Below are 12,014 nucleotides of genomic sequence, written 5' to 3'. Positions count from 1 at the left end.
GTCCTAGGAACCGATCACCAGCCGACCGGCAGGAGCACCGGTCCCCGCACGATCACGCCGAACTGCCACTGCACGGCCTCCCGGCCTTCCGCCAGATGCAGGTCCGGGAACCGGGCCAGCAGCGCGGTCATCGACTCCTGCAGCTCCATGCGCGCCAGCGCGGCGCCGATGCAGTGGTGCGGGCCGTGTCCGAACGCCATGTGCGGGTTCGCCTGGCGCGTGATGTCCAAGCGCTCCGGGTCCTCGAAGACCTCCGGGTCCCGGTTGGCCGCGGCCAGCGCCGGCATCACCGGGTCGCCGGCGCGCACCACGACGTCGCCGAAGCGGACGTCCTCCAGCGCGTACCGGGCGAACATCGCCGCGGTGTTGATCGGCACGTAGCGCAGCAGCTCCTCGACCGCGTTGGGCATCAGCTCCGGGCGGGAGCGCAGCAGCGCCAGCTGGTCGGGGTGGTCGGCGAGCAGCGTGAAGATGAAACTGGGCAGCCCGGAGGAGACGGTCTCCACGCCGCCGGTGAGCAGGCCGGGGCCGGCGATCGCGATCAGCTCGTCCTCGGTCAGCTTGTCGCCGTCGTCGCGGGCGTAGACCAGGGCGCCGAGCAGGTCGTCGGTCGGTTCCTCGCGGCGCTTGGCGATCAGGCGCGACATGTACTCCCCGAGCGCGCCGCCGATCTCCTCCAGCACGTAGCCGTTCATGGTGGAGTCGTTGGTCAGACCCTCGGTCCACTCCCGGAAGATGTGGTGGTCGGAGAAGGGCACGCCGAGCAGGTCGCAGATCACGGACACCGGCAGCGGCCGGGCCATGTCCTCGCACAGGTCCGCGGGCTGGCCCTTGTCCACCATCGCGTCGATCAGCTTGGTGCAGCGGGACTTGATGTCGGCGCGCATCTGCTCGACCCGGCGCGCGGTGAAGGCCTTGTTGACCAGCTTGCGCAGCCGGGTGTGGTCCGGCGGGTCCATGCCCATGATGCCGTCGCCGGTCAGCTCCTTGCGCAGCCGCGGCTGGTCCAGGCCCTGGGCGATGGAGCGGCTGAACCGGGGGTCGGCCATCACCAGCTTGACGTCGGCGTAGCGGGTGGCCAGCCAGGCCGGCTCGCCGTAGGGCAGGCGCACCCGGCTCATCGGCTCCTGCTCGCGCAACGTGGTGTACATCGGGGAGACCTCGACGTCCGTCATGTCGAACGGGTAGTCGCGGATCCGTTGTTCGGTCGTCATTCCGGCTTCCCTTCCAAGATCCTTCGTCCTGCCGCGCCGGCCGGGTGGCCGGCGCCGCGGTCGAGCGCGACCGCGTCGAACTTGTCCCGCACGTAGCCCAGGACCCGCAGCAGGTCCCCGGAGGTGATCCGGCGGCCCGGGCGCACCTCGGCGATCCCGCCCAGCGGCAGCTCTCCGAGCTCGGACCAGCACAGCCGGCCGTTCTCGTCCAGGTAGCTGCGGGCGCGCCCGGCGTTGTCCGGGTGCAGGCAGTAGGGGATGTCCAGCAGCCCGCGCTTGAACGCGCCGATCAGGGCGCCGCCGACGTCGGCGGCGCCGCTGAGCACCTCGGCGACCAGGGCGTAAGCCTCCTGATACACCTGGCTGTCGGTGGGCGCCGGCGCGGCCGCGGCCAGCGCCTCGGACTCGGCGTGCAGCGCGCCGTGCCGGTACTCGCGCGCCATGGCCGTCGCGAACTCCAGGGAGTCGATGTTGTCCTGGACGGTCGGGATCCGGCTGGCCTCGGCGGCGGTCTTGACGATCAGCCGCTCGGAGCCGGTGGCCACGGCCAGCCGGACCGCCTCGGCCATCAGCGCCTGCGAGCCGCCGACCGTGCGCGGATAGACGCCCATGTAGGCGTAGATCACCACGTGCCAGCTGGCCTCCGGCAGCAGCTGACGGCACAGGCTGCGCAGGGCCCTGACGGCCTCGACGTCCTGGTCGGTGTTGGTCTGCTGGGCGTAGCTGACCGACAGGGAGCGCACTCCCAGGCCGTAGAAGAACAGCGCTTCCAGGACACTGATGGCGACCAGCTGGCTCGGCGGGCACAGCTGGCCCATCATGCAGCCGCCGAAGGTCTCCAGGTGCGGCTGCACGCCGGTGCCGGCCAGCGTCTGCACGGCCAGCTCGCAGGAGGCCTCCCAGTTGCGCACCGACTCGTCCAGCGGGATGCGCCCGTAGGGCAGGCAATAGGAGACCGGGCCGCCCTCGGTCGCGTGCAGCCCGACGTCCAGCAGGGCCCTGACGATCGCCAGCGGCCGGGCCGAGCCGTGCCGCACCTGGACCGGGAAGCCGTCCTCGACCAGGCCGTCGAGCATCTTGCGGGTGACCTCGGCCGGGTAGCTGACGATCGGGTAGCCGTTGAGCTCGACGCCCTCGCACAGCGCGCGCCGGACCGATTCCAGGTCGCCGGTGCGGGTGTAGCTGTCCAGGGTGACCGTGCCGACGGTGTCGGCGTCGGCGTGCTTGGTCGCCTCCAGTCCGGCCCGCATCGCCGCCGGGTCGGACATCCCCATCCGCGGCTGGACCACCAGCACGCCGCCGGCGTGAGCGCGCCGCACGTGGTCACCGAAGTTCATGGACCTGCCGCCCGGACAGGCGGCCGAGCATGCCGACGAAGGCCGTGGCGGCCTCGGGCCGGTCGTCGAAGACCGCGTCGAAGCCGGCGGAGAGCAGGTCGTCGATGTGCTCGGCGCTCTCCCCGCCGGTGATGCCGAGCTTGCCGCCGATCACCACCGGCAGGCCGGCGAGCGCGGCGTCGCGGCGCAAACCGTCGATCACCCGCAGGCCCTCGTGGTAGCCGTGGCCGTTGACGCTGGAGAGCACCACCAGGTGCGGCGCGCGCTCCCGGCACTCCTCGATCAGCATCTCGTCGGGCACGGTCGCGCCGAGGTTGACCACGTCGAAGCCGAGCTCTTCGATGAGCAGCTGGAGGAACACCAGGTTCCAGGTGTGCGCGTCGGAGGCCATGCTGCTGACGATCACGGTCCCGCGCGAGCCGGGACGGGCCGGGACGGCGGAGCGCTGCGCGGGCAGCGCGGCCGAGCCGTGCGGCGCCGGGGTCGGACCGTGCGAGGGCAGTGCCGTCGAGCCCTGCGACGCGTCCGGGGCGCCCCGCTCCACGATCCCGTCGGCGGCCGCGCCGGTCATGAGACCGCCACCGCCGGCACCTCGGTCCGGACCGGCACCAGCTGGGTCGCCGAGACCACCTGCCCGCCGCGCACCACCGCCTCGACAGCGACCGGGCGGCTGAGGAAGCCCTGCAGGCTGGCGCTGACCCCGTAGGCGCCGACGTTCGGCACGACGATCACGTCGCCCGGCTCCAGCGCCGGCAGCCGCACGTCCCGGCCCAGGCTGTCGCCCGGGGTGCACAGCGGCCCGACCAGGCTGGCCACGCCATCCGGTTCGGCGCCGTCGAGCTGCACGGCGGCCGGCAGCAGCCGGCCGAGCCCGGACAGCCCGCCGAGCACGTTGATCCCGGAGTCCAGGATCACGAACCGGCTGCCCCTGCTGTCCTTGATGTTGACCACGCTGGCGAGCAGATATCCGCTGCTGCCGACCAGGTAGCGGCCGGATTCCACGGCCAGGTGCGGCGTGCCGGAGCGCCAGCGCGGCAGGTGCAGATCCAGGATCCGCTCCAGCTCGGCGGCCAGCTTCGGGTAGTCGGCACGCTCGCCGGGCACCGCGTAAGGGGAGGAGAAACCCCCGCCGATGTCCAGGAACTCCAGCGGCAGGCCGACTTCCTCGGCCAGCCGGGCCGCGGCGGCCACGGTCTGCTCGAACTCGCCGACCAGTCCGTTCTCGTCGACGGCGTTGCTCATGGTGAAGAAGTGCGCGCCGACGACGCGGGTGCCGGGCACCGCCAGCAACTGCGGCATCAGCTCCGGCAGCGTCTCGCTGTCGATGCCGAACTGCGAGGGCTTGCCCATCATCCGGATCCCGGTGGTGGCGGCCTTCGTCCCGGCGCTGTTGATGCGCAGCAGGCACTTCGCGACCACTCCGTGGCGGATCGCCGCCGCACCGACGTGTTGCAGGTCGGTGTACGACTCGACGGAGAACATGCGAACGCCCTCGCCGATCGCGTGCTCCAGTTCGGCCGGGGTCTTGCCGGGGCCGGTGTAGAGGCATTCGCCGGCGTTGTAGCCGGCACTCAGCGCGCTGGCCAGTTCCCCTGCCGAGCTGATCTCGGCCCGGCAGGCGGGGCCGGCGCCCTCACGCAGGGCGCGGGCGATGTCCGGATGCGGGTTGGCCTTCAGGGCGTAGAAGATCTCGAAGCCCTCGGGCAGCGAGCCGGCCAGGGCCCGGCGGGACTCCTCGACGCGGTCGAGGTCGTAGACGTACAGCGGGGTTCCGTAGCGCGCGGCCAGGTCCCGGTAGCCGTCGGTGGGGTTCTGGTGGTGGTCGGCGGGGTTCTGGCGGCGGTCGGCCGGGCTGTTCATCGGGCGGCCCCTTCGCCGTTCTCGAGCATCCGGGCCAGCTCGGCGGTGGCGAACTTGCCGTGCGCGGTCAGCGGGATCTGCTCGACGACCCGGCACAGCGAGGGCACCTTCTGCGGTTCCAGGCGCCGGGCCAGCTCGCGCAGCACGGTGTGCGGCGGCAGGTCGGCCTCGACGAACACCGCCAGATCGCGCGTGCCGGCCGGCGGCACCACGGCGGCGGTGCGCACGCCGGGAATGTCCACGGCGGCCGCCTCGATCTCCAAGGTGCTCATCCGAATGCCTTTGCGCTTGAACATGTCGTCGCGGCGCCCCTGGAAATACAGGTAACCGTCGTCGTCGAGGGATCCGTAATCACCGGTGTGCAAACGCAGTTCCCCGGTTTCCGGATCGGGACGGAAAGTCTTGGCGGACAACTCCGGCGCATTCCAGTAGCCCGGCATCACGTGCGGCCCGACGGCGACGATCTCGCCGACCTGGCCGACCGGGACCGGCGCGCCGTCCTCGTCCAGGATCAGCACCCTGGTTCCCGGCAGCGGCCGGCCGACCGAGTCCGGCCGGTGCTCGTCCAGCTCCGGCGGCATGATCGCGATGCGCTTGCACTCGGTCTGCCCGAACTGGCGCACCACCCGCACCCCGCCGAAAGCCTTGCGCAGCTTGTCGATCGTGGGCTGCGGCAGCGCGGCGCCGGTGTTGGTGAACATCCGGACCTTGTTCTGGACCTCGGTGCCGGTCTCGCGCTCGGCCAGGGTGGCGATCATCGCCGCCAGCGAGGGCACGATCGGCACGATGGTGGTCCCGGTCCGGCGGATCAGGTCCAGGATGCGCAGGTCCGACTCGGCGCCGGCCAGCACGATCTCCGCGCGGGCGTGCACCGTCATCAGGACCTTGTACAGGCCGTAGTCCCAGGAGATCGGGAAGCGGCAGAAGACCACGTCGTCGTCCTGGTAGCCCAGCACCGAGGTCACCGCCATGGTGGCGAAGGTGATCTGCGCGTGCGGCTCGATGACGCCCTTGGGCTCGGCGGTGCTGCCCGAGGTGTACACCAGCACCGCGACGTCGGCCGGGTCCACCGCGGTCGGCTCGGCCGCGTGGCCCTCGCGCGCGGCCTGCTCGATGCCGGCCCACGCCGGGCCGGCGTCGGCGCCGGTGAGCACCAGCCGCGGCTGCGCGTTGGCGATGACGCTGTCCAGGTGGTACTGCTTCATGCCCGGGTTGAGCGGCACGAAGACCGCGCCGCGCCGGGAGGCGCCGAACAGCAGGGCCACCAGTTCGCACGTGGTCTCCCACTGCACGACGACGCGGTCGCCGTGCCCCACCCCCCGCTCGGCCAGCCAGTACTCGGCGGCACGGCTGTAGCGGGCCAACTCCCGGTATGTCCACCGGCCGGCGCCATCCCGGACCGCTGGAGAATCAGGGCTCTGCGCCTCGGCCTCGTCCAGAAAGGAATGAACCAGCATGGTGCGCTTCAGGTAATCGACAGTGTCCAATACCCCGCTCCAAGCCACGAGAAGGTGATGCGACGGAAAGAATGTCGCGAAGGGTTTTATGGGGGACGCACTAAATCCCGTTCGCAAAACTAGCGGGCGGCCGGGGCCGAATCACACCCCTTAGGGTCCCCTAGGCCTGCTGGGGGCCCAGGGCCCGGCTCGCGGCCCGGCTCGCGGCCCGGCTCAAGCCACGGCGCCGCGGCGGCGCGGCTGCATCGCCAGGCGCGGGGTCGCGGCCAGCACTTCGAAGCGTTCGGTCGTGCAGGCGACCCGGCCGAACAGCGAGTCGGGGCCGGCCACGCACATCGTGCCGACGTCCATCGATTGCAGAGTACTGACGACTTCGGGCCATTTCAGAGGCCTGACGAAGCTGTCCAGCAGCATCGTGCGGACCTCCTCGCCGGTGCGCAGGACGGTGCCGTCCTGGTCGGCCACCACCGGCAGGCGCGGATCGGCGAACTTCAGCTCGCCGATGACGGTGTCCTCCGCCTTGCGCTGCAGCGCGCCGAAGACCGAGACGTGCATCGGGGGGCGCATCGTGTAGAGAGAGAACCCGCCCAGGGAGCGGATGCGCTCCAGCAGCCAGTCCAGGTTGTGCTCGCGCAGGGAGACCATGAAGAAGTCGCGGTCGATGTAGCAGGAGATCTCGTGCCACTCCCCGCGCGCGGTGAGCTCGGCGAGGACTTCGGTCAGCTGCTCGTGCGGGGTGCGGGTGAAGGAGTGGGTGACGACGTCCGTGTACTCGGTCTCGAAGAACTCGTCCTGGACGCGGGCCAGTTCGGCGGTCATCCAGACCGCGTCCTCGATCTCCAGGGCGCCGCAATACGCGGTCAGCGTCTTCTCCCCGAAGCTGGGGCCGGCGCACACATCCGCTTCCACACCCAGTTCCTGCTCCGCCCACTGGGCCAGCGCCAGGCAGTTCACCAGGAAGCCGACCTGCGCGGCGGTGCTGTAGTCGGCATCGTCCTCGCGCATCCGGTCCAGCAGCGGGTAGCCGAGACGGTGGCTGGCCGCGGCGGTGAGCTTGCGGGCGAACGGGTTGACCGCCATGAAGCGGCCGACGTCCGCGAACTTGCTGGGGGCCATGCCGGGGAAGACCACGGCCTGCCCTTGCGGCTTGTCCATCGATCATCCTTCTCTCAGTCGAGGTTCTGGAGGAACTCGAGCAGGACCGCCAGGAAGCGCTCGGGCTCCTCCAGGTTCGGCACGTGGCTCGACTCCTCGAAGACCTCCCAGCGCACGTCGGGGATCAGCTCGAAGTACGGCTGCACGGTCGCCGGGGTGGCCTCGTCGTGGCGTCCGGTGAGCAGCAGGGTCGGGACGTCGATGGCGGCCAGGCAGTCCTCGACGGTGTAGTCCTTGAGCGTGCCGATGACGTGGAACTCGCTGGGCCCGTTCATCACCGAGTAGACGGTCGGGTCATTGGACATCTCCATGTGCGAGGCCCGGTAGTCCCGCGGCCACGGCACGATCCGGCACACGTGGCGGTCGTTGAAGGCCCGCACGGCCTTGTGGTACGCGTGCTCGTCGGTGGTCCCGGCCTCCTCATGGCGCCGGAGCGTGTCGTCCACCCCCGGCGGCAGAGCGGCCCGCAGGACCTCCATCTCCTTGCGCCACAACGGGTAGGACGCCGGCGAGTCGGCGATCACCAACCCGCGCAGCCCCGGCGGCTGCGCCGCGGCGTGCCGCGCGGCCAGCAGCCCACCCCAGGAATGGCCGAAGAGCACGTAGTCGTCCGTGACGCCCAGCGAGCGCAGCAGGTTCTCCAGCTCGGCCTGGAACAACGGCGGCAGCCAGAAATCAGGGCCCTTGTCCGGCAGCCGCGTCGAGCCCCCGTTGCCGAGCTGGTCGTAATGCAGCACCGGGAAGCCGAACCGCGCCAGCTCGGCCAGGTTGCCGAGGTAGTCGTGGGTGCTGCCGGGCCCGCCGTGCGCGACCACCAGGACCGGCCGGCCGGCGCCGGGCGTCCCGGTCATCCGGTACCAGGTCTGGTAGTCCCCGAAGCGGACCCGGCCCTTCGCCACGTCCATCACGATCACCCCACCCGAAGTCAGCGGCCTGTTCCGCATCCCATGTGTAGCCGCCGGTGTCGGGGCGGAACCAGCCCCTTAGGGGCTGGTCGGGGTGGGGGTGCATCGGATACTGGGGCTGCCGGGCGGGGTTCGGCGCCCCTGATCACAGACCCCTACTACACGGTGAAGAAATCACTACCCCGACCGGGGTGTTTACTCCCCTGACACACGGCCGCCAAGACTGAAGACTGGAGTACGGAACGACAGAATTCCTAGGAGGCGGACAGTGTTCCGAGCACGCACGCACGGCGGCCCCGCGGCCGGCCGGACAGCAGAGGCGCAGTCATGAGCGGCAAGATGGGGTGGGGCCGCCGGGCGGCCCGCGTGCTGGCGGCGTGTGGCAGGGGCCTGACGCAGGCCCTGCTCTCGCAGTTCGCCGGGGTTCCGCTGCTGGTCGGCTCCTTGCTCTCGATCATCTTCCTGCCTCTGGGCATCGGAGTGGTGACCACTCCGCTCGTGCTCAAGGGGGTGCGGGGGTTCACCGGGGTGCAGCGGCGGTGGGCTCGGGAGTGGTCCGGTGTGCCGATCGAGTCGCCGTACCGGGTGCTGCCGGAGCCGCAGGGCGGGCTGCTGGCGCGGATCGACTACTGCATGCGGCTGGTGAAGGACCCCGCGACGTGGCGCGATCTGCTGTGGCTCGGGCTCAACGTGCCGGTCGGGGCGCTGCTCGGGGTGCTGCCGTTCGCGCTGCTGGTCAACGGCTTCGGCGGGATCCTGGTCGCCCCCTTCCTCGTCGCCCTCACCCATGCCCACCACCTGTACTGGATCCTCAACATCCCGCTGGGCGCGCTGATGCTCGCGGTCGGGCTCACCGGGTCGCCGCAGATCATCAAGGGGCACGCCCTGTTCAGCTCCGCGCTGTTGTCCCCCACCCGGCGGCTGCTGTCCGAGCGCGTCGACTCGCTGACCGACTCGCGCAGCCACGTGGTGGACGCCTCGGCGGCCGAGCTGCGGCGGATCGAGCGCGATCTGCACGACGGCGCGCAGGCCCGGCTGGTCGCCCTGGGCATGAACATCGGTCTGGCCGAGCAGTTGATCGAACAGGACCCCGCGACCGCCACCGCCCTGATGGTCGAGGCCCGGGAACACAGTGGTCTGGCACTGACCGACCTGCGGAACCTGGTGCGCGGGATCCACCCGCCGGTGTTGGCCGAGCGGGGTCTGGACGGGGCGATCCGGGCCGTGGCGCTGTCCATGCCCTTCCCCGTCGAGGTGCGGATCGACTTGGCCGGACGGCCCCAGGCGCCGGTGGAGTCGGCCATGTACTTCGCGGTGGCCGAGGCGCTGGCGAACGTGGCCAAGCACAGCGCGGCCAGCCGGGCCTGGGTACAGTTGGCACACGACCACGGCAGGCTGGTGGCGCTCGTCGGCGACGACGGCATCGGCGGCGCGGATCCGGCGGCCGGGGGCGGACTGGCCGGTGTCGAGCGCCGGCTGGCCGCCTTCGACGGGGTCCTCGTCGTCTCCAGCCCCTCCGGAGGACCGACCACCATCACCATGGAGCTGCCGTGCGCGTTGTCATCGCCGAAGACCTGACCCTGCTCCGGGACGGGTTGATCAGGCTCCTGACGGCCTACGGCCTGGAGGTCGTCGAGGCGGTGGACAACGGCCCGTCCCTGTTGCAGGCCCTGCTCCACCACAAGCCGGACGTCGCGGTGGTCGACGTCCGGCTGCCGCCGACCCAGACCGACGAGGGGCTGCGCGCCGCGGTCGAGGCGCGCACCCGCGTGCCCGACCTGCCGGTGCTGGTGCTGTCGCAGCACGTCGAGCAGCTGTACGCCAAGGAGCTCCTGGCCGCCGGCGGCGGAGGGCTGGGCTACCTGCTCAAGGACCGGGTCTCGGACGTGAACCGCTTCGTCGACGCGGTCAAGACGGTCGCGGCCGGCGGCACCGTGCTGGACCCGGACGTGGTCAACCAGCTGCTGTCGCGACACTCGAACAACAGGGTCCTGCAGAACCTGACCCTGCGCGAGCGGGAGGTCCTGGCCCTGATGGCCGAGGGCCGGACCAACGCCGGGATCGCCAGCCGGCTGCTGATCACCGACAAGGCCATCAGCAAGCACATCAACAACATCTTCACCAAGCTCGGACTGCTGCCGCACGACGACGACAACCGCCGCGTGCTGGCCGTGCTCACGTACCTCAACGAGATGGTCCCGTGAACGAAGCACCATGAACAACACCGTGCCCTGATACCGGGTTGAGGAGTCGCTCGTGTCCGAGATCGATCTGCCGTCCTTCCCGTTCCCGCACGACCACCTGACCCCCTCCCCGGCCTACGCCGAGCGGCGCGCCTCCTGCCCGCTCGGCCGGGTCCGGCTGCCCAGCGGCCACGCGGCGGTGCTGCTGGTCACCCACCGGGACATCGCCGCGGCGCTGGCCGACACCCGGCTGTCGCACAATGTGACCGGCCCGGACGCGCCGCGCTCGACCATCCAGCCGAGCTTCTTCAACGACCCGCGCAGCATGAACAGCATGGACGGCGAACCGCACCTGCGGATCCGCCGCATCGTCGCCTCGGCCTTCACCCCGCGCGCCATCGACCAGCGCCGGCCGGCGATCGAGAAGGCGGCCGCGGACCTGCTGGACACCATGGAGCGGGCCGGGGCGCCGAGCGACCTGATCACAGACTACTGCTTCCCCCTACCGGTCCTGATCATCTGCCGGCTGCTCGGCGTGCCCGAGCGCGACGCCCTGCGCTTCCGCGACTGGTCGACGGCATTCCTGTCCGGCGAGAAGATGACCGACGAGCAGCGCATGGCCCGGATCGGCGAGTTCGCCGGGTACATATCCGATCTGCTCGCCCGCCACCGCGCCACCCCCGGCACGGACCTCGTCGACGACCTGATCGCCGCCCGCGACGGCACCGACCGGCTCTCCGAGGACGAGCTCGCCTACCTGACCACGAGCCTGATCGCCGGCGGCAACGAGACCACGGCGAACTCGCTGGGGCGCGCCGTCTTGGCACTGCTGAGCGACGGGCGCGAGGCGTGGGAGCAGCTGGTGGTCGATCCGTCGCTGATCCCGGCCGCCGTGAACGAGCTGCTGCGGCACAACGTCCTGGGACCGGGCGCGTCGCTGCGCATCGCGACCGAGGACGTGGAGCTGCCCTCCGGCCCGATCGCGGCGGGCGAGGTGGTCGCCATCGTGGGTGTCTCCGGCCAGCACGACGAGCAGGTCCACCCCGAGCCGCACCGCCTGCGCTTCGACCGCACGGCGCCGGCGGAGCTGGCCTTCGGCGGCGGCCCGCACTACTGCCTGGGCGCGCATCTGGCGAAGGCCGAGCTGCGGATCGGACTACGGCTGCTGATAGAGCGCTTCCCGAAGCTGCGGCTGACGGTCGACCCCGCGGATCTGCGGTTCACCGACGGGGAGATTCTCAGCTCGCTGATTGAGCTACCGGTCAGCTGGTAGGGGCTCGGCGCCTGCTGCCGGCACCATCACCGCCGGCAGCAGGCGCCGGACCGGGTTCAGCGCGCCGGACAGGATTCACCGCACCATGACCGCCGTCATGATCACCCCGGCGAGGATCACCGTCAGCAAGGCGATCGAGGCTGCGATCCCCCGCCGCCGGATCATCGGATATCCAGGGTGATCGCGGATGGCCGGATCGGTGCTCCGCGGAAGGTCCTCGGGCAGCCTGCCCATCACCAACACCGTCAAGGCCATCGGCAGCAAGATGACCGCCGCGTACCACAGCACGATCCGGCTGAACGTGGAGACCACGGCGAGGAGCGCTATCCCCGGCGCCAGGTTGTTGCGGATGATCTGCGCGCGCTGCCACTTCGGCATGACATACAGGACTACGCCGACCACCGCCGCGCATCCGACGGCCGCCAGCGCGATCAGCGCCGCGATGGGGACGGCGGACAACTCGACGTGCGACATCCCGAAATCTTCGCAGACTCCACCAGCGAGTCGGGGGGGGGGGGGGGGGGGGGGGGGCGCGGCCCCGGCGCGGGGGGGGCCCCGCCCCCGCCCCCCCCCCCCCGCCGCGGCCCGCCCCCGCCCGCCGGCGCCCCCGGCCCCCGGGCCGCCCCCGCC

11 protein-coding genes are annotated in these 12,014 nt (G+C 71.3%); 3 read left to right on the top strand and 8 right to left on the bottom strand.

What is annotated here, in order from left to right; translation table 11 throughout:
* Positions 1-14: 14 nt before the first annotated feature.
* The 7 genes from ABH926_RS29125 to ABH926_RS29095 form a co-directional block, all read right to left on the bottom strand.
* On the bottom strand, positions 15-1,214 hold the full coding sequence (locus tag ABH926_RS29125; RefSeq protein ID WP_370369030.1) for a cytochrome P450: 1,200 nt from the start codon (positions 1,212-1,214) through the stop codon (positions 15-17).
* Positions 1,211-2,551, bottom strand: coding sequence for a methylaspartate mutase (locus ABH926_RS29120; RefSeq protein ID WP_370369029.1), 1,341 nt, complete (start codon positions 2,549-2,551; stop codon positions 1,211-1,213). Before ABH926_RS29120 ends, ABH926_RS29125 begins: the two co-directional genes overlap by 4 nt.
* Complete coding sequence (locus ABH926_RS29115) at positions 2,538-3,122, bottom strand: cobalamin B12-binding domain-containing protein (RefSeq protein WP_370369028.1); 585 nt, start codon at positions 3,120-3,122, stop codon at positions 2,538-2,540. Before ABH926_RS29115 ends, ABH926_RS29120 begins: the two co-directional genes overlap by 14 nt.
* A complete protein-coding gene (locus ABH926_RS29110) occupies positions 3,119-4,411 on the bottom strand; it encodes a type III PLP-dependent enzyme (protein ID WP_370369027.1) in 1,293 nt (430 codons plus the stop codon). The genes ABH926_RS29115 and ABH926_RS29110 overlap by 4 nt, the downstream gene beginning before the upstream one ends.
* A complete protein-coding gene (locus ABH926_RS29105) occupies positions 4,408-5,868 on the bottom strand; it encodes an AMP-binding protein (protein WP_370369223.1) in 1,461 nt (486 codons plus the stop codon). Before ABH926_RS29105 ends, ABH926_RS29110 begins: the two co-directional genes overlap by 4 nt.
* A 213-nt stretch (positions 5,869-6,081) precedes the next feature.
* Positions 6,082-7,023 (bottom strand): ACP S-malonyltransferase, encoded by a 942-nt coding sequence (locus tag ABH926_RS29100; RefSeq protein ID WP_370369026.1) that lies wholly within the window; start codon positions 7,021-7,023, stop codon positions 6,082-6,084.
* A 14-nt stretch (positions 7,024-7,037) separates the two neighbouring features.
* Positions 7,038-7,928, bottom strand: coding sequence for a proline iminopeptidase-family hydrolase (locus ABH926_RS29095; RefSeq protein ID WP_370369025.1), 891 nt, complete (start codon positions 7,926-7,928; stop codon positions 7,038-7,040).
* Between the two features lie 327 nt (positions 7,929-8,255).
* Between ABH926_RS29095 and ABH926_RS29090 the strand changes: the two genes are divergently transcribed.
* Genes ABH926_RS29090 through ABH926_RS29080 form a run of 3 tightly spaced genes read left to right on the top strand, consistent with a single transcriptional unit; the run spans position 8,256 to position 11,384 of the window.
* Positions 8,256-9,506: a sensor histidine kinase gene (locus ABH926_RS29090; RefSeq protein ID WP_370369024.1), complete on the top strand. Its 1,251-nt coding sequence runs from the start codon at positions 8,256-8,258 to the stop codon at positions 9,504-9,506.
* Complete coding sequence (locus ABH926_RS29085) at positions 9,479-10,132, top strand: response regulator (RefSeq protein WP_370369023.1); 654 nt, start codon at positions 9,479-9,481, stop codon at positions 10,130-10,132. Before ABH926_RS29090 ends, ABH926_RS29085 begins: the two co-directional genes overlap by 28 nt.
* Before the next feature lie 52 nt (positions 10,133-10,184).
* Positions 10,185-11,384 carry a cytochrome P450 gene (locus ABH926_RS29080; RefSeq protein ID WP_370369022.1) on the top strand — a complete coding sequence of 400 codons (1,200 nt, stop codon included), beginning with the start codon at positions 10,185-10,187 and terminating at the stop codon, positions 11,382-11,384.
* Between the two features lie 75 nt (positions 11,385-11,459).
* On the opposite strand, the gene ABH926_RS29075 is transcribed toward ABH926_RS29080, so the two are convergent.
* Complete coding sequence (locus tag ABH926_RS29075) at positions 11,460-11,858, bottom strand: hypothetical protein (protein WP_370369021.1); 399 nt, start codon at positions 11,856-11,858, stop codon at positions 11,460-11,462.
* Between the last annotated feature and the right edge of the window lie 156 nt (positions 11,859-12,014).

It is taken from the genome of Catenulispora sp. GP43 (genome assembly GCF_041260665.1).
Lineage (GTDB): Bacteria > Actinomycetota > Actinomycetes > Streptomycetales > Catenulisporaceae > Catenulispora.
The sequence above is the reverse complement of the archived record's forward strand: the minus strand, read 5'-3'. Positions and strand labels throughout refer to the sequence as shown.